Origin of the sequence: Streptomyces sp. R44, assembly GCF_041053105.1 — a bacterium.
Lineage (GTDB): Bacteria > Actinomycetota > Actinomycetes > Streptomycetales > Streptomycetaceae > Streptomyces.
The window spans coordinates 6,249,496-6,264,669 of the sequence record NZ_CP163444.1; the positions used below are offsets into that span (position 1 = coordinate 6,249,496).

The 15,174-nt window shown below is 74.5% G+C and carries 12 protein-coding genes and 1 pseudogene; 8 read left to right on the forward strand and 5 right to left on the reverse strand.

The annotated features are described in order from the left end of the window. Positions 1–17 precede the first annotated feature (17 nt). The 5 genes from rimO to AB5J54_RS29125 all read left to right on the forward strand — a co-directional run bounded on the left by rimO (position 18) and on the right by AB5J54_RS29125 (position 3,741). The gene (gene rimO / locus AB5J54_RS29105) at positions 18–1,523 is read left to right on the forward strand and encodes a 30S ribosomal protein S12 methylthiotransferase RimO (RefSeq protein WP_369146860.1); all 1,506 of its coding nucleotides are present in this window, start codon (positions 18–20) and stop codon (positions 1,521–1,523) included. Then, positions 1,520–2,194, forward strand: a complete 675-nt coding sequence (gene pgsA / locus AB5J54_RS29110; RefSeq protein WP_369146861.1) for a CDP-diacylglycerol--glycerol-3-phosphate 3-phosphatidyltransferase — start codon at positions 1,520–1,522, stop codon at positions 2,192–2,194. Before rimO ends, pgsA begins: the two co-directional genes overlap by 4 nt. Beyond that, entirely contained in the window at positions 2,191–2,712 is a 522-nt protein-coding gene (locus tag AB5J54_RS29115) for a CinA family protein (protein ID WP_369146862.1), read from the forward strand. Before pgsA ends, AB5J54_RS29115 begins: the two co-directional genes overlap by 4 nt. A 109-nt stretch (positions 2,713–2,821) precedes the next feature. After that, positions 2,822–3,205 (forward strand): helix-turn-helix domain-containing protein, encoded by a 384-nt coding sequence (locus AB5J54_RS29120; protein ID WP_024758922.1) that lies wholly within the window; start codon positions 2,822–2,824, stop codon positions 3,203–3,205. Between the two features lie 224 nt (positions 3,206–3,429). After that, positions 3,430–3,741: a hypothetical protein gene (locus tag AB5J54_RS29125; RefSeq protein WP_369146863.1), complete on the forward strand. Its 312-nt coding sequence runs from the start codon at positions 3,430–3,432 to the stop codon at positions 3,739–3,741. On the opposite strand, the gene AB5J54_RS29130 is transcribed toward AB5J54_RS29125, so the two are convergent. From AB5J54_RS29130 to AB5J54_RS29140, 3 genes are all read right to left on the reverse strand, one after another. Next, positions 3,689–4,459 (reverse strand): SDR family NAD(P)-dependent oxidoreductase, encoded by a 771-nt coding sequence (locus AB5J54_RS29130; protein WP_369146864.1) that lies wholly within the window; start codon positions 4,457–4,459, stop codon positions 3,689–3,691. The two genes, AB5J54_RS29125 and AB5J54_RS29130, sit on opposite strands and share 53 nt — an antisense overlap. A gap of 32 nt (positions 4,460–4,491) precedes the next feature. Then, on the reverse strand, positions 4,492–5,301 hold the full coding sequence (locus tag AB5J54_RS29135; RefSeq protein ID WP_369146865.1) for a DNA-formamidopyrimidine glycosylase family protein: 810 nt from the start codon (positions 5,299–5,301) through the stop codon (positions 4,492–4,494). Positions 5,302–5,536: 235 nt separating this feature from the next. Beyond that, positions 5,537–10,186, reverse strand: coding sequence for a DEAD/DEAH box helicase (locus AB5J54_RS29140; protein WP_369146866.1), 4,650 nt, complete (start codon positions 10,184–10,186; stop codon positions 5,537–5,539). 91 nt (positions 10,187–10,277) lie between these two features. On the opposite strand from AB5J54_RS29140, the gene AB5J54_RS29145 reads away from it, so the two are divergent. The 3 genes and pseudogenes from AB5J54_RS29145 to AB5J54_RS29155 all read left to right on the forward strand — a co-directional run bounded on the left by AB5J54_RS29145 (position 10,278) and on the right by AB5J54_RS29155 (position 12,382). Further along, complete coding sequence (locus AB5J54_RS29145; RefSeq protein WP_369146867.1) at positions 10,278–11,144, forward strand: AraC family transcriptional regulator; 867 nt, start codon at positions 10,278–10,280, stop codon at positions 11,142–11,144. 193 nt (positions 11,145–11,337) lie between these two features. Then, positions 11,338–12,077, forward strand: a pseudogene (locus tag AB5J54_RS29150) (AzlC family ABC transporter permease). Continuing rightward, positions 12,074–12,382, forward strand: a complete 309-nt coding sequence (locus AB5J54_RS29155) for an AzlD domain-containing protein (protein ID WP_369146868.1) — start codon at positions 12,074–12,076, stop codon at positions 12,380–12,382. The pseudogene AB5J54_RS29150 and the gene AB5J54_RS29155 overlap by 4 nt, the downstream one beginning before the upstream one ends. Positions 12,383–12,433: 51 nt before the next feature. Here AB5J54_RS29155 and AB5J54_RS29160 read toward each other — a convergent pair whose 3' ends face one another. Both AB5J54_RS29160 and AB5J54_RS29165 read right to left on the reverse strand, forming a co-directional pair. After that, a complete protein-coding gene (locus AB5J54_RS29160; RefSeq protein ID WP_369146869.1) occupies positions 12,434–13,741 on the reverse strand; it encodes an MFS transporter in 1,308 nt (435 codons plus the stop codon). Then, the gene (locus AB5J54_RS29165; RefSeq protein WP_369146870.1) at positions 13,738–15,102 is read right to left on the reverse strand and encodes an alkyl sulfatase dimerization domain-containing protein; all 1,365 of its coding nucleotides are present in this window, start codon (positions 15,100–15,102) and stop codon (positions 13,738–13,740) included. The genes AB5J54_RS29160 and AB5J54_RS29165 overlap by 4 nt, the downstream gene beginning before the upstream one ends. Positions 15,103–15,174 lie beyond the last annotated feature (72 nt).

The window sequence follows — 15,174 nt, forward strand, 5'->3', positions numbered from 1 at the left end:
GAAGTAGTCTTGAGCCCATGCCCGAACGCCGTACCGTCGCCCTTGTCACTCTTGGCTGCGCCCGTAACGAGGTGGACTCGGAGGAGCTCGCAGGCCGCTTGGCAGCGGACGGCTGGGAGCTCGTCGAGAACGCCGAGGAAGCGGACGTCGCCGTCGTCAACACCTGCGGATTCGTCGAAGCTGCCAAGAAGGACTCCGTCGACGCCCTGCTCGAAGCCAATGATCTGAAGGACCACGGCAAGACCCAGGCCGTCGTCGCCGTCGGCTGCATGGCCGAGCGGTACGGCAAGGAGCTCGCCGAAGCCCTCCCGGAGGCCGACGGCGTCCTCGGCTTCGACGACTACGCCGACATCTCCAACCGCCTCCAGACCATCCTCAACGGTGGCAGTGTCGAGGCGCACACCCCGCGTGACCGGCGCAAGCTGCTGCCGCTGTCGCCCGTGGAGCGCCAGGAGGCCGCCGCGGCCGTCGCCCTGCCGGGGCACGGCGCCGTGGAAGCCCCCGAGAACGTGCCGAGCGACCTGCCCGACGGCCTCGCGCCCGCCTCCGGGCCGCGCGCGCCGCTCCGCCGCCGCCTGGACACCAGCCCCGTCGCCTCCGTGAAGCTGGCCTCCGGCTGCGACCGCCGCTGCTCCTTCTGCGCCATCCCCTCCTTCCGCGGCTCCTTCGTCTCGCGCCGTCCCTCGGACGTGCTCAACGAGACGCGCTGGCTCGCCGAGCAGGGCGTGAAGGAGATCATGCTGGTCTCCGAGAACAACACCTCCTACGGCAAGGACCTCGGCGACATCCGGCTCCTGGAGAGCCTGCTGCCCGAGCTGGCCGCGGTGGACGGCATCGAGCGCGTCCGCGTCAGCTACCTCCAGCCCGCCGAGATGCGCCCGGGCCTGATCGACGTCCTCACGTCGACCGAGAAGGTCGTGCCCTACTTCGACCTGTCCTTCCAGCACAGCGCCCCCGACGTGCTGCGGGCCATGCGCCGCTTCGGCGACACCGACCGCTTCCTGGAGCTCCTGGAGACCATCCGCTCCAAGGCCCCCACGGCCGGTGCCCGCTCCAACTTCATCGTCGGCTTCCCCGGCGAGACCGAGGCGGACTTCGCCGAGCTGGAACGCTTCATCACCCACGCGCGCCTCGACGCCATCGGCGTCTTCGGCTACTCCGACGAGGACGGCACCGAGGCCGCCACGTACGAGCACAAGCTCGACCAGGACGTCGTCGACGAGCGGCTCGCCCACCTCTCCCGGCTCGCCGAGGAGCTCACCGCACAGCGCGCGGAGGAGCGGATCGGAGAGACCCTTGAAGTACTCGTCGAGTCCGAGTCGGACGACGAGGACGAGGAGGGCGGCTGGATCGGCCGTGCGGCCCACCAGGCGCCCGAGACCGACGGGCAGGTGCTGCTGCTCACCACGGACGGCGGTGCGGGCCCCGCGCTCGCCCCGGGCCGTATGGTCAGGGCGAAGGTCGTCGGCACGGAGGGCGTCGACCTGGTGGCCGAGTGTCTTTTCGAGGAGGCAGGCAGATGACCGGAGTCCCGGCATCCGCGACGGGCGGAACCGGTAGGCCGGCGCCCCGCGGCAAGCTGGGCGCGGCGGCCGTCAACCAGGCCAGCCTGTGGAACATCGCCAACATCCTCACCATGATCCGGCTCGTCCTCGTGCCGGGCTTCGTGATCCTGCTGTTCCAGGACGGCGGGCACGACCCGGCGTGGCGGGCCTGGGCCTGGGCGGCGTTCGCGGTGGCCATGATCACGGACGTCTTCGACGGGCACCTCGCCCGTACGTACAACCTGGTCACCGACTTCGGGAAGATCGCCGACCCCATCGCCGACAAGGCGATCATGGCGGCCGGGCTGATCTCGCTGTCCCTGCTCGGCGACCTGCCCTGGTGGGTGACCTCGGTCATCCTGGCCCGTGAGCTCGGCATCACCCTGATGCGGTTCTGGGTCATCCGGCACGGGGTCATCCCCGCCAGCCGCGGCGGCAAGATGAAGACGCTCGCCCAGGGCACCGCCGTGGGCATGTACGTCCTGATGCTCACCGGGCCGCTCGCCACCCTCCGCTTCTGGGTGATGGCGCTGGCCGTCGTGCTGACGGTCGTCACCGGTCTGGACTACGTCCGCCAGGCGGTCGTCCTGCGGCGCAAGGGGCTCGCGGAGGAGCGCGCGGCCGCGCGGGCGGAGACGGCGACACGATGACCGAGGCCGCCCGGGTGCTGGCGCTGCTCGCGGAGCGTGATCAGACGCTGGCGGCCGCGGAGTCCCTCACGGGTGGTCTGGTGGCCGCCGAGCTCACCGGCGTGGCCGGCGCCTCGGTGTCCTTCCTGGGGTCGGTCACGGCGTACGCCACGGCCCTCAAGCAGCAGCTCCTCGGCGTCGACGGGGCCCTGCTCGCGGAGCGCGGAGCGGTGGATCCCGAGGTCGCGCTGCAGATGGCGGCCGGCGTGCGGGACCGGCTCGGCGCCGACTGGGGGATCTCGACGACCGGGGTCGCGGGGCCCACACCGCAGGACGGACAGCCCGTCGGAACGGTCTACGTGGCGGTCGCCGGACCGGCCGCGACGAGCGCGCGGGCCGGGAAAGTGGTGTCGTTGAGGTTGAACGGCGATCGTACGGAAATCCGTAGAGAGAGCGTACGGAGCGTGCTGGAACTGCTCCATGAGGAACTCTCGGGAAATGCGCGGGCACAGGATACGGAACACAACGGGGGGAATTGATGTTTGCAGCCCTGAGTGAACACGACATCGCTCCCCGCACGGCCGCAGCGCGAGGCGGTACGGTGGGGCGTGAAGGATGCGGCTACGCGGTCCGAGGAGGGAGCCACCGATGATTCTGCTCCGTCGCCTGCTGGGTGACGTGCTGCGTCGGCAGCGCCAGCGCCAGGGCCGTACTCTGCGCGAAGTCTCCTCGTCGGCCCGAGTTTCGCTCGGCTATCTCTCCGAGGTGGAGCGGGGGCAGAAGGAGGCTTCCTCCGAACTGCTCTCCGCGATCTGCGACGCGTTGGACGTACGGATGTCCGAGCTGATGCGCGAAGTGAGCGACGAGCTGTCGCTGGCCGAACTGGCCGAATCGGCAGCGGCGAGCGAACCGGTGCCGACGCCGGTACGCCCGATGCTCAATTCGGTGTCGGTGACGTCGGTGGCCGGTGTGCCCACCGGGCGGGTGACCATCAAGGCGCCCGCGGAAGCGGTGGACGTCGTCGCTGCCTGAACCGAAGTGGGGCGAAGCCCCGGTCGGTGCCTCTTCGTGAGGCGCTGACCGGGGCTTTTCTCATGCCCGGGGGCTTCGGGGCGTTCCGCTGGAGATGCCGGGTTCCGGTGGGGCGTGCCATGGTGGGAGGGACGTACGACTGGGCCGTGTGCGCCGGGTCTGCCTCCGGTGCGCCCTCCCGCAGGGTGATCCTGCCGGTCTAGCGTCGACCGCAGGAGGCGGCCATGGTACGGCGACGGGTTCCGCTGGTGACGCTCGCGCTGCTCGCGTGCGGCCTCGCGGCCGGAGGGCTCTGGTGGTGGGCGGTGCTGCGTCTGATGCTGCTGCCGGGGGAGTCCGGGCCGGTCGAGGGGGCGGTGGCGGCGGGCGGCTGGGGGCTGAGCCTGCTGCCGGTGCACGTGGCGGCCTCGTCGGGGCGGCGGGTCCCTGGCCCGGTGGTGTCTTCTCCGCGGCGGCGGTCTCCCGGTGCGTCGGTCCGGGGTGTCACCAGGGCATCGCGACGCCGCCGTTGGGGCGGAGGATCTGGCCCGTCGTGAACGAGGAGGCGTCGGAGGCCAGGTGCAGGACCGCGTGCGCGATGTCCTCGGCCTCGCCGACCCGGCCCAGCGGTGAGTGCCGGACCATCGCGGCCTCGGCCTGCAGTTGGGCGGTCGGCTCGTGGCGGTCCGTCATCGGGGTACGGATCCAGCCCGGGGCGACCGCGTTGACCCGGATGCCGTGCGGGCCCGCCTCCGTCGCCAGGGTCTTCGTCAGCTGCACGACGGCCGCCTTGGTGACGCTGTAACAGAGCAGGCCCGGGCTCGCGGTGTCCATCGCGCCCGAGGCCATCGTGACGATCGAACCGGGGACGCCCGCGGCGATCATCGAACGGGCCGCCTCCTGGCACGCGTGGAGCACGCCCTTGAAGTTGACGGCCAGGACGCGGTCGAGGTCCTCGTCCCGGGTCTCCAGGACCGTGCTCGTGTGCATGATCCCGGCGATGGCGGCCATGACGTGGAGCGGGCCGGCGGCGCGGACGGCCGCCGCCAGCGCGGTCCGGTCGGTGACGTCCAGGACGTGCGTCTGCGCGGAGCCGCCCTCGCGGGCGATCAGGGCCGCGGTCTCCTTGAGGCCCGCCTCGTCGCGGTCGGCGCAGTGGACGGTGGCACCGGCCCGGGCGAGGAGGGCCGCGGTGGCGCGGCCGATGCCGCTCGCGGCGCCGGTGACGAACGCGGTGCGGCCGGTCAGGTCGTAAGCCGGGAGAGTCGTCGTCATGTCCGGACCGTACGACCGGAGCTGACGGGTCGTCAATTGTCGGGGCGGTGGTCGTTTCCGTCGGGGCCCCGCTGGCAGCCCGGGCACCAGTACGTCACCCGGTCGCCCAGCTCCGCCCTGCGGATCGCGGCGCCGCAGCGCAGGCAGGGACGGCCCTCGCGGCCGTAGACGTACAGCGGGGTGCCGGGGCGGCGGGTGGTCGTGGTGCGCCGGTCCGGACGGTCCTTGTTCGCCTCCAGGAGGCGGTGGGCCGTGGCGACCAGACGGGCCGGGACCTCGGGGGCGAGCTCGCCGACCGGGAGCCAGGGGGTGACGGCGGCGAGGAAGGCCAGCTCCGACTTGTACACATTGCCGATGCCGGCCAGGTTGCGCTGATCGAGGAGGGCCTCGCCGAGGGGGCGCTCCGGCTCGGCGGCGAGCCGTCGCACGGCCTCCTCGGGGTCCCAGTCGGGGCCCAGGAGGTCCGGGCCGAGGTGGCCCACGGCGTGGGACTCCTCGGCGGTACGGATCAGCTCCAGGACCGGGAGGCGGTAGCCGTACGCGGTGGACTCGGCGTTCCCGAGGATCGCCCGGATCTGGTGCTCGGGGCCGCCGCGCGGGTGCTCCCCGGTGGCGTACACCCGCCAGGCGCCGTCCATCCGCAGATGCGAGTGGAGGGTGAGCCCGCCCTCGACGCGGGCGAGCAGGTGCTTGCCGCGCGGGGTGACGTCGAGGAGCGTGCGGCCGGTGAGGTCGGCGGTCGCGAACCGGGGCACGCGGAGGTCGGCGCGGGTGAGGACGCGGCCGGCGAGCGCGGTGTGCAGGCGGCGGGCGGTCTGCCAGACGGTGTCTCCTTCGGGCATGGGGCCATTGTGGGGCCCCGCCGTCCGTTGTGGGCCGCCGTCCGTTGTGGGCATGCGTTCCGCCGGGGCGGAACGGGTGGGCACAACGGAACGGCGCCCTTGCCGGCGCCAGAGCCTTCCGCGCCCTGACCCGCACCACGTGTGCGCCGCCGCTCGGGGTGCGGGCCGAGGCGCGGAACGCGGAGGCGCCGCACGGCGCGGGCGCGGGCCCAGACGGGCGCTGGCCCGCGCGGCGTCAGGGGCGGAGGCGGAGGCCTCTGGGGGTGGCCAGGAAGCCGGAGGATTCCAGGGGGCGGGACAAGGGCGACGTCAGGGACGTCGTGCCGTTGATGCGCTCCACCGTGACCGTGCCCAGCGTCCCCGCCTTGGCCGACGCCGCCAGCGCCTCCGCCGCCGCCGTCAGCGCCGGGTCCTCCGGGTCCGTCGGCCAGGAGAGGAGGGTCTTGCCGCCGCGCTCCATGTAGAGCGTGAGCTCGCCGTCGACCAGGACCACCATCGCGCCCGCCTTGCGGCCCGGCTTGTGACCCGCGCCCGTCGGCGGCTCGGGCCAGGGGAGGGCCGCGCCGTAGGCGTTCGCCGGGTCGGCCGCCGCCAGGACCAGGGCGCGCGGGCCCGCCGCCGCCTCCGCACCGCGGTCGCGGGCCGTCGCGGCCGCCCGCAGCCGGTCCACCGCCCCGTCCATGGCGAACTGCGCCGCGCCGAGACCCTCCACGACATAACCGCGCCGCGCCTGCCCGCTGTCCTCGAAGGCCGCCAGGATCCGGTACGTGGCCGAGAAACCGCCCTCCACGCCCTCGGCGGCCACCGCGCCCCGGGTGACCACGCCGTGCCGGTCCAGGAGCGTGCGGGCCAGGGCGTGCGCCCGGTGGGTCGGCTCCGGTTCGATCGGGGGCAGCATCGACCAGCGGCCCGAGACCGTGGGCGGGCCCGTGCGGGACGCCGGGCGGGCCGCGGCGGTCAGCGTGCCGTACCGCCCGCGCGGGACCGTGCGCCGGGCGCGGTGGGCGGTGGAGCCCGCCGTGCGGCCCGAACCGAGGAGCGCCCGCAGCGGGGCCAGGGTGTCGTTGGTGAGCCGGCCCGACCAGGCCAGGTCCCAGAGGGCGTCGGCGAGCTGCGGATCGGTGGCGTCCGGGTGGGTGGTGGCCCGGATCTGGTCGGCGATCTGCCGGAAGAACAGGCCGTACCCGCCGGAGAGGGCCGTGAGCAGCGACTCGTGGAGCGCGGAGAGCTCCAGGGGGTGCGCCGGCGGGAGGAGCAGCGGGGCCGCGTCCGCCAGGTAGAGGGAGACCCAGCCGTCCTTGCCGGGGAGCGAGCCCGCGCCCGCCCAGACGACCTCGCCGGTGGTCGTCAGCTCGTCGAGCAAGGCCGGGGAGTAGTCACGGACTCTGGACGGCAGGATCAGCTTCTCCAGGGCCGAGGCCGGGACCGGCGCGCCCTGCAGCTGCTCGATCGCCCGCGCGAGGCCGTCGATGCCGCGCAGGCTGTTGCCGCCCAGGTGCTGCCACTGCGGCAGGAAGGTGGCGAGGGCCGCCGGGGGCACCGGCTCCAGCTCATGGCGCAGGGCCGCCAGGGAGCGGCGCCGCAGCCGGCGCAGGACGGTCGCGTCGCACCACTCCTGGCCGATGCCCGAGGGGTGGAATTCGCCCTGAACCACGCGGCTCGAGGCCGCCAGGCGCTGGAGGGCGCCGTCGGTGACGGCCGCGCCGAGGCCGAAGCGGGCGGCGGCCTGGGAGGAGGTGAACGGGCCGTGCGTGCGCGCGTACCGCGCGAGCAGGTCGCCCAGCGGGTCCTTGACCGGCTCGGTGAAGGCCTCGGGCACGCCGACCGGCAGGGCCGTGCCCAGGGCGTCCCGGAGCCGGCCCGCGTCCTCGATCGCCGCCCAGTGGTCCCGGCCGCCGACCCGCACCCGGATCGCGCGCCGGGCCGCCCCGAGCTCGGGCGCCCAGCCCGCCTCGGCGCCCCGCTCGGCCAGCTCCGCGTCCGTCAGCGGGCCCAGGACCCGCAGCAGGTCCGCGACGCCCTCCACGTCCTTGATCCGGCGGTCCTCCGTCAGCCACTGGAGCTCCCGCTCCAGCTCCGTCAGGACCTCGGGGTCGAGCAGTTCCCGCAGCTCCGCCTGGCCGAGGAGCTCCGCGAGCAGCCGGGAGTCCAGGGAGAGCGCGGCCGCCCGCCGCTCGGCGAGCGGTGAGTCGCCCTCGTACAGGAACTGCGCCACGTACCCGAAGAGCAGCGAGCGGGCGAAGGGGGAGGGTTCGGGGGTCGTGACCTCGACGAGGCGGACGCGCCGTGACTCGATGTCCCCCATCAGCTCTTCGAGGCCCGGGAGGTCGAACACGTCCTGCAGGCACTCGCGGACGGCCTCCAGGACGATCGGGAACGAACCGAACTCGCTCGCCACCTGGAGCAGCTGGGCCGCGCGCTGCCGCTGCTGCCACAGCGGGGTGCGCTTGCCAGGGTTGCGCTTCGGCAGCAGCAGGGCGCGGGCGGCGCACTCGCGGAAGCGGGAGGCGAACAGCGCGGAGCCGCCCACCTGGTCGGTGACGATCTGCCCGATCTCGCCCTTGTCGAAGAGGGCGTCCGCCGCGCCGACGGGCGCCTTGTCCGCGTCGTACGTCGTGTCCAGGTGCCGGCCAGGGTCGACCGGCTCGTGGTCCAGCAGGTCCAGGCCCATGTCCAGGCCCATCAGGTCGGCGTCCGGCAGGCGCAGCACGATGCCGTCGTCCGCGTGCATCACCTGCGCGTCCATGCCGTACCGCTCGGCGAGCCGCGCGCCGAGCGCCAGCGCCCAGGGGGCGTGCACCTGCGCACCGAACGGGGAGTGGATGACGACCCGCCAGTCCCCGAGCTCGTCGCGGAAGCGCTCGACCAGGATCGTCCGGTCGTCCGGCACGTGACCGCAGGCCTCGCGCTGCTCCTTGAGGTACGCGAGGACGTTCTCCGCGGCCCAGGCGTCCAGGCCCGCGGCGAGCAGCCGCAGGCGCGCGTCCTCGTCCGGCAGGGCGCCGACCTCGCGGAGGAACGCGCCCACCGCCCGGCCCAGTTCGAGCGGGCGGCCCAGCTGGTCGCCCTTCCAGAACGGCAGTCGGCCCGGCACGCCGGGCGCGGGGGAGACCAGCACCCGGTCCCGGGTGATGTCCTCGATCCGCCAGGAGGTGGTGCCGAGCGTGAAGACGTCGCCGACCCGCGACTCGTACACCATCTCCTCGTCGAGCTCCCCGACCCGGCCCCCGCCCTTCTTGGGGTCCGAGCCCGCCAGGAAGACGCCGAACAGACCGCGGTCCGGGATCGTGCCGCCCGAGGTGACGGCGAGCCGCTGCGCACCCGGCCGGCCCGTGACCGTGCCGGCGACCCGGTCCCAGACCACGCGCGGGCGCAGCTCGGCGAAGGCGTCCGAGGGGTAGCGGCCGGCCAGCATGTCCAGTACGCCGGTGAACGCCGACTCCGGCAGCGACGAGAACGGGGCCGCGCGGCGCACCACCGCGAGCAGGTCGTCCACCTGCCAGGTGTCGAGCGCGACCATCGCGACCAGCTGCTGCGCGAGGACGTCCAGCGGGTTGGCGGGGATCCGCATGGACTCGATCGCGCCGGACCGCATCCGCTCGGTGACCACGGCCGCCTGCACCAGGTCGCCCCGGTACTTCGGGAACACCACGCCCGTGGAGACCGCTCCCACCTGGTGGCCCGCGCGGCCCACGCGCTGGAGGCCGGAGGCCACCGACGGCGGCGACTCGACCTGGACGACCAGGTCCACCGCGCCCATGTCGATGCCCAGCTCCAGGCTGGAGGTGGCCACCACGGCGGGCAGCCGGCCCGCCTTCAGGTCCTCCTCCACCTGGGCCCGCTGCTCCTTCGACACCGAGCCGTGGTGCGCGCGGGCGAGCAGCGGCGGGGCGCCCTGCGCCGCCCCCGACTGGGCCATGACCTGGGCCGGAGGAGCCCCCTCGGGGAGTGGCTCGCCGGTCGCCCGCTCGTAGGCGATCTCGTTGAGCCGGTTGCACAGGCGCTCGGCGAGTCGGCGGGAGTTCGCGAAGACGATCGTGGAGCGGTGGGACTGGACCAGGTCGGCGATCCGCTCCTCGACGTGCGGCCAGATCGACGGCTTGTCCCCGCCGTCCTTCCCCTCGGAGGCGGGGGAGCCGCCGAGCTCGCCCATGTCCTCGACGGGCACGACGACCGACAGGTCGAACTCCTTGCCCGACGGAGGCTGCACGATCTCCACCGCGCGCCCGGGGGACAGATAGCGGGCCACCTCGTCGACCGGGCGGACGGTGGCCGACAGGCCGATGCGGCGCGCCGGGCGGGGCAGCAGCTCGTCGAGCCGCTCCAGGGACAGCGCCAGGTGAGCGCCCCGCTTCGTGCCCGCGACCGCGTGGACCTCGTCCAGGATGACCGTCTCCACGCCCGCCAGGGCCTCGCGCGTGGCGGAGGTCAGCATCAGGAACAGGGACTCGGGGGTGGTGATCAGGATGTCCGGCGGCCGGGTCGCGAGCGCCCGCCGCTCGGCCGGCGGGGTGTCCCCGGACCGGATCCCGACCCGGACGTCCGGCTCGGGCAGGCCGAGCCGCACCGACTCCTGGCGGATGCCGGTCAGCGGCGAGCGCAGGTTCCGCTCGACGTCCACGGCGAGGGCCTTGAGCGGCGACACGTACAGCACGCGGCAGCGCTTCTTCGCCTCGGCCGGCGGCGGCGAGGCCGCGAGCCGGTCCAGGGAGGCGAGGAAGGCCGCCAGGGTCTTGCCCGAGCCGGTCGGCGCGACGACGAGCACGTCGGAGCCCGCTCCGATGGCGTTCCAGGCGCCCTCCTGCGCCGCCGTGGGCGCGGTGAAGGCCCCGGTGAACCAACCACGGGTCGCGGGGGAGAACGAGTCGAGCGCGGACCTGACCATGCCCCCCATCGTGCACCCGACCACTGACAACCGTCCGGACCTGGGCGAATCCCGTTCGTCTCGGGGCGACGCCGGGGCACAGAATGGGGGGATGGCGAGGGGTACGGCGGCGAGGGACGGAGCGGGCGGGGAGGAGCGGGCACGGTACTGGCAGCCCGCCGAGCTGCCCGGGGTCGATCTGCTGCACGCCCACTACGTCCGCAAGGCCTTCGCACGGCACACCCACGAGAGCTTCGTCTTCGCCGCGATCACCGAAGGCGTCGAGGCCTTCCACTACCGCGACGAGCTCGTCCACGCCGGGCCCGGACAGATCGCCCTCGTCAACCCGGACACCCCGCACACCGGGCACGCGGGCGTGCCCGAGGGCTGGACCTACCGGACGATCTACCCCGACGCGGAGATCGTCCGGTCGATCGCCGCCGACACCCTCGCCCTGCGCGGCCAGGCCGGATTCACCTCGCCCGTCGTCGACGACCCGTACGCCGCACAGCTCGTCGTCGGTGTCCACCGGGCCGCGGAGGAGGGCAACGCGCTCGCCGCGGACAGCCTCCTGCGCCTGGTCACCGCCCGGCTGCTGCGCAGCCACGGCGGTCTCGTCACCCCGCTCCCGCCCCGCTCGGCGGGCGCCCGGAACGCGGCACGCGCGCGGGAGGTCCTGGAGGCCGGGATGAGCGGGCCGCCGACCCTGGAGCGGCTCGCCGCCGACCTCGGCACCAGCCCGTTCGCCCTGCTCCGCGCCTTCCGCGAGGCGTACGGGATGCCTCCGCACACCTGGCTCACCGACGCGCGCGTACGGCGGGCCCGGCAGCTCCTCGACGCGGGGACGCCCCCGGCGGAGGCGGCCGCCGCCGTCGGCTTCACCGACCAGTCGCACCTCAGCCGGCACTTCACCCGCAGCGTGGGGGTGCCTCCAGGGGCCTATCAACGCGCGCGTGGAGCGGGACGCCGGGCCCCGTAGCCGCGCCGGCGCGTGGAGGGGGACGGCGGGCCCTGTAGCCGCGCCGGTGCGTGGAGGGGGACGGCGGGTTCCGTCGCCGCGCCGGCGCGTGGAGGGGCACGGCCGGCTCCGTCGCCGTGCCGGCGCGCGCTCGGAGGCGGCGCCGCAAGAACGTACAAGACCGGGGCCGGAGCGGCCCCGTAACGTCCCTGACGTGGCAGAACAGACAGCACCTCCCGTCATACGCGACGGCACCCCGGCCAAACCCGACGCGGCCGTCGTCCGCGACGCGCTCGGCGTCGGCATCGCCGTCGGGCTCTCCGGCTTCGCCTTCGGCGTGACTCCGCGGGCTCCGGCCTCAGCCTCCTCCAGACCTGCGTCCTCAGCCTGCTCGTCTTCACCGGCGCCTCGCAGTTCGCCCTGGTCGGAGCGCTGGCCGCGGGCGGCAACCCCTTCACGGCCGCCGCCGGAGCCTTCTTCCTGGGCACCCGCAACGCCTTCTACGGGCTGCGGCTCTCCCAGCTCCTCGCCCTGCCGAAGGCCGTCAAGCCCTTCGCCGCGCACTGGGTGATCGACGAGACCACGGCCGTCGCGCTTCCCCAGCCGTCCCGGCGGGCCGCCCGGATCGGCTTCACCGTCACCGGCCTCACCCTGTACGTCCTGTGGAACCTGACCACGCTCCTGGGGGCGCTGGGTGCCGAGGCGATCGGCGACACCGCGGCCTGGGGGCTCGACGCCGCAGGCCCCGCCGTCTTCCTGGCCCTGCTCGCCCCCATGCTGAAGTCCGCCACGGAGCGTGCCACCGCCGGAATCGCCGTCCTGCTCGGCCTCGGGCTGCTGCCCGTGCTGCCCGCCGGCGTCCCGGTCCTCGCCGCCGCCCTCGCCGCCCCCGCCGTGCTCTGGGCCAAGGGCCGGCGCACGGCCCCCACCGGACGAGAGAAGGACTCCCGATGAACGTCTGGATCGCGATCGCCCTCACCGCCGCCGGGTGCTACCTCGTCAAGCTGATCGGCCTGCTCGTGCCCGCCGGAACGCTGGAACGCCCGCTCGTCCAGCGGCTCGCCGCCCTGCTCCCCGTCGCGCTGCTCGCCGCGCTCACCGCCCAGCAGGCCTTCAGCACGGGCGGCGATCTCGTCCTGGACGCCCGGGCCGCCGGGCTCGCCGCGGCCGCCGTCGCGCTGGTCCTGCGCGCGCCGTTCCTGGTCGTGGTGGGCGCCGCCGTCGCCGTCACCGCGGGGGTCCGGGCCCTCGGCTGGTGAGGACACCGGTACGGGGCCGGCGCGCCCGCCCCGCCCCGTACCGCCTCCCCCTCAGTGCGCCACCGGCACCCCCACCGGCGGCGTCTCCGGGACGCCCAGGCGCTCCGCGTCCCGTTCCGGGCGCAGGAACAGGGCCGTCAGGGCGCCCGCGACCGCGAGCAGACCGGCCGTGAACAGCCAGCCGTTCTCGTACCCCCGGGCCGTCGTCGCGCCCGCGTCCACGATGCCGCCGAGGACCAGCGGCGCGAGCACCCCGCCCAGGGCGAAGACGCACACCACCGCCCCGAGCACCACTCCGCGCTGCGCGGGCGGGGTGATCCGGGCGACCGCCGTCTGGCCCACCGTCATCATGGGCAGCGCCAGCGCCATCGGGCCGAACATCATCGGCACCCGCAGCCAGTCCGCGCCCGCCGTCGCGAAGACCGTCACGGCCGCCGCGGACAGCAGGAGCAGCACCCCCGCGCCCGCGCCCGACGGCAGCCGTCCGGGCCCGCCGCGCCGGGCCGCCCGCTGGGCGAGCGCACCGTGGACGAGCAGGACCACACCGTTGGCGACCGCCCCCGCGCCGACCATCAGGCCCGCCCGGTGCGCGTCCCAGCCCAGGACCGTCTCCAGGTAGTCCGGCAGCCAGGTCAGCTTCGAGCTCATCAGCCAGTACGCGGCGAACGAGCCCGCGCACGCCGTCAGGAACGTGCCGCTCAGCAGGACCCGGCGCAGCGGCACCTCCGCGACCCCCGTGTCCTCCCGGCCCGGCGCGTCGCCCACCGGAGGCGCGAGCGGGCCCTCGGAGCCGTACCGGCGCCAGACGGCCGCCCACACCAGGCCGAGCACGCCGACGGTGCCGAACGCCCAGCGCCAGCCCCATCCGGAGATCACCGCGGACAGGGCGGGCGCGGCGACCGCGACCCCGGCCGCGGCGCCGACCATCAGGACGGCCGTCGGCAGGTTCCGGTCCCGCTGGCCGAACCAGCCGTGCAGATGGTGGACCGCCACCGGGGCCGCCGGTCCCTCCGCCGCGCCCAGCAGCACCCGGGTCACCACCAGCGTCCCGAATCCGGCGGCGGCCCATACCATCGGCAGCTGGGCCACCGACCAGAGCAGCGCCATCCCGAGCAGCAGGACGGACGTCCGTACCTTCCGGGTCAGGGCCGAGACGGCGAGCGCCGACACCGAGAACAGGGCGAAGAACGCCGCCTGCGCCGCCCCGAACTCCTGCCGGGAGATCCCGAACTCGCGCATGATGTCCGGCCCGGCGAGACCGAGGACGGCCTTGTCCGCGAAGTTGACCAGCATGAACGCGAGCAGCAGCCAGGTCGTGCCCCAGGCGCCGGGCCCGTCCGCGTGCTTCGCCCCGCTCATCCGCAGCACGGGTCCTCGTCGGCGACGACACCCACGCTGATCGCCCCGGCGGCCCGCTCGCGGCCCGCGGCGGAACGCGTCAGTTCCGTCGTGACGTCCGTGCCCTCCGCCACCGCCGCGGACTCCGCCGCCGCCCAGTGGAAGACCCCGCGGGCCATCGTCGACGTCTCGCGGCCGGCCCGCGTCTCGTACACCCGGGCCCGGATCCGGGCCACCTCGGCGTCCGCCGGGGCGGCGAGGGCCGCCGCCTCCGCCAGGTGCGAGGCGAGGCGCGGATCGCCCTCGTCGAGGAGCCGGGCCGCCCGCTCGGCGAGCACGAGCGCGCCGCCCGCCGCGGCCGCGAACTCCGCCGCGACCGCCGCCTCGGGGGCGGGCTTGAGGTGGGCCGGGTTCTGGTCGTACCAGCCGCCCCACAGCCGCCACAGGTTCCGCACGACGAACTCCGGCTCGTCGTAGGCCGGGTGGAGGTACGGCTTCGCGAGCAGCTCCGCCGGGACCTTCACCCCGTGGATGACCGCGTCCAGGCGCAGCCCCGCGTTCATCAGCTCCCGGGTCTGCTCGCACAGCGACTCCAGGAGCGCCGCCGTGTCGTCGAGCGCCTGCGCCACCCGGTCCGCGCCGACGATCGGGATGCCGTGGCCGGGCAGCAGGACCTCGGCGCCGAGCTCGCCCATGGCCCGCAGCGCCCGCGCCCACTCCTCCGGGTAGCGCTGCACCTTCTGCGGGTTGCCGGCGTTGGGGGAGTTCCAGATGAAGAGGTCGCCCGTGCACAGGGTCTTGAGCTCCGGCACCCACACATAGGTGTGGTCGTCCGTCTCCCCGCGCGCGTGGAACAGCTCAAACGTCAACCCGCCGTGACGGAACGTCAACCGGTCGCGGTAGGTGGTGTCCGGGTGGCGGTACTCGGTGGGCCACTCCAGGCCCGGTACGCCGAACTGGCGCCGGTTGATCCAGGCGTTGTAGCCCGCGGTCTCCACGTACCGGTCGAAGCGGGCGGCCACCGCCTCGTGCGCGATGACCTCCGGGCGGACCTCCTCGGCGTCGAAGGGCGCCACCCCGAAGACGTGGTCGACATGGCCGTGCGTGAACACGACCGCCCGCACCGGGTCCTGGCTGAACGAGCGCACCGCCGCGTGCAGGAGACCGGCCGTGCGGACATCGCCCGAGTCGACCAGGACGAGCCCGGCGCCGCTGTCGAAGACGGCCACGTTCGCGAAGGCCGGGAAGAATCCGATCCCGTCCCGGACCCGGACCAGCTCCTCCGAGGTGAACGCTCCGGTGAGATGCGGCAGCAGGGTCTCCTCGCCCCGCCACACCCGGTCGGTGTAGTCGAGATACGTACGGGGGGTGTGCTCGGTCATACCAGCGGCTCCTTCGGTGCGGTGCGGCGGAACGCCTGGGCACCGAGTTTCGGCCCGTCACGCACGGCACGA

Excerpts from the sequence above, each read along its gene's own strand:
- AB5J54_RS29145 (WP_369146867.1), top strand. The coding sequence starts at position 10,278 with ATGGCGAGGGGTACGGCGGCGAGGGACGGAGCGGGCGGGGAGGAGCGG.
- AB5J54_RS29120 (WP_024758922.1), top strand. The coding sequence starts at position 2,822 with ATGATTCTGCTCCGTCGCCTGCTGGGTGACGTGCTGCGTCGGCAGCGC.
- pgsA (WP_369146861.1), top strand. The coding sequence starts at position 1,520 with ATGACCGGAGTCCCGGCATCCGCGACGGGCGGAACCGGTAGGCCGGCG.
- AB5J54_RS29160 (WP_369146869.1), bottom strand. The coding sequence starts at position 13,741 with ATGAGCGGGGCGAAGCACGCGGACGGGCCCGGCGCCTGGGGCACGACC.
- rimO (WP_369146860.1), top strand. The coding sequence starts at position 18 with ATGCCCGAACGCCGTACCGTCGCCCTTGTCACTCTTGGCTGCGCCCGT.
- AB5J54_RS29165 (WP_369146870.1), bottom strand. The coding sequence starts at position 15,102 with ATGACCGAGCACACCCCCCGTACGTATCTCGACTACACCGACCGGGTG.
- AB5J54_RS29125 (WP_369146863.1), top strand. The coding sequence starts at position 3,430 with ATGGTACGGCGACGGGTTCCGCTGGTGACGCTCGCGCTGCTCGCGTGC.
- AB5J54_RS29115 (WP_369146862.1), top strand. The coding sequence starts at position 2,191 with ATGACCGAGGCCGCCCGGGTGCTGGCGCTGCTCGCGGAGCGTGATCAG.
- AB5J54_RS29155 (WP_369146868.1), top strand. The coding sequence starts at position 12,074 with ATGAACGTCTGGATCGCGATCGCCCTCACCGCCGCCGGGTGCTACCTC.
- AB5J54_RS29135 (WP_369146865.1), bottom strand. The coding sequence starts at position 5,301 with ATGCCCGAAGGAGACACCGTCTGGCAGACCGCCCGCCGCCTGCACACC.
- AB5J54_RS29130 (WP_369146864.1), bottom strand. The coding sequence starts at position 4,459 with ATGACGACGACTCTCCCGGCTTACGACCTGACCGGCCGCACCGCGTTC.
- AB5J54_RS29140 (WP_369146866.1), bottom strand. The coding sequence starts at position 10,186 with ATGGTCAGGTCCGCGCTCGACTCGTTCTCCCCCGCGACCCGTGGTTGG.